General features: G+C 64.9%; 2 protein-coding genes and 1 pseudogene. All 3 read left to right on the plus strand.

The window, feature by feature from the left end:
* The coding region (locus ACP4J0_RS38530; RefSeq protein WP_426604110.1) for a hypothetical protein at positions 1-264 on the plus strand (264 nt) is incomplete at its 5' end.
* 22 nt (positions 265-286) lie between these two features.
* Positions 287-577, plus strand: coding sequence for a hypothetical protein (locus ACP4J0_RS38535; protein ID WP_426604112.1), 291 nt, complete (start codon positions 287-289; stop codon positions 575-577).
* Between the two features lie 15 nt (positions 578-592).
* Positions 593-917: pseudogene (locus tag ACP4J0_RS38540) on the plus strand (hypothetical protein); the annotation flags it as partial.

Raw genomic sequence — 917 nt, forward strand, 5'->3', positions numbered from 1 at the left:
TCTGACAACAAGGGGCTGTTCAACTCCGACCTCACGCTCGGGGACCTGAGGAACATCTTCTATGGTGCGATGACGGATCGAGGGGGGTGGAGGCACGCGAACGGTGGTTCCACCTACCGTGAGAAGAACGTCTGCCTCGACCCCATGAAAAAGTTCGGCAAGTCCTCCAGGAAGAGCGGAGGGCTGAAAACCCACTGCCTCACCATCGTGGTGAGTGTGCACGGGGATCTGGTGACGATGTACCCGATCCTGCCGACACCCTGAAACGAGAGAAGAGAGAGCCAGCATGGGCCTGGGAATTCGGAGACTAAACCGTGCGCAGGATGTCGTAGAGGAGTTCGGTGACGACGTGGAGGGTTCGTTTCTCGCCTTGTGCGCACGAGCGCCGGAAAACAGCCTGCGGCGAGGCATCTCGCCGTACGACCTGACGATGTTCAACACCCCCCAGCTGGAGCGCCTTGTGACCGAGCTCGAAGAGTTGCTAGAGGAGGAAAAAAGCTCTGTGGTGAGGTGTGTCGTCGAGCAGGCCCACCAGGCGATCCGCCGCTCGGGCTACCTGCTCTTCATCGGGGATTAGCGTCGGAATTTCCTGGTGGTCCTGGCCCTCCTTGGTGTCGCCGACCCGGACGACGCCTGCGCCCGATGGTGGGACGGCGCGCTCGCCGCCGCGCTGCCCGCCGTGTTCCCCGGACTGCTGGCCCTGCGCGCCGTCAACGCCGCCCTCGGGGTCGTCACTCTCCAGGACCGCGACCGGCTGTCCTGGTTCCTGCCGCCCGCCCTCACGGACCTGCTGGACGTGGTGATCACCGGCAGGACGCACTGGCGAAACCGGCCCCCGACGGATTGCACGCCGCCCTGGCCCAGGTCAACGTCCCGCCCGGGCAGGCGGTATTCGTCGGGGACAGCCCCGGCGACAT

This window comes from Streptomyces sp. WG7 (assembly GCF_049975785.1).
Taxonomy (GTDB): domain Bacteria; phylum Actinomycetota; class Actinomycetes; order Streptomycetales; family Streptomycetaceae; genus Streptomyces.

Excerpts from the sequence above, each read along its gene's own strand:
- ACP4J0_RS38535 (WP_426604112.1), top strand. The coding sequence starts at position 287 with ATGGGCCTGGGAATTCGGAGACTAAACCGTGCGCAGGATGTCGTAGAG.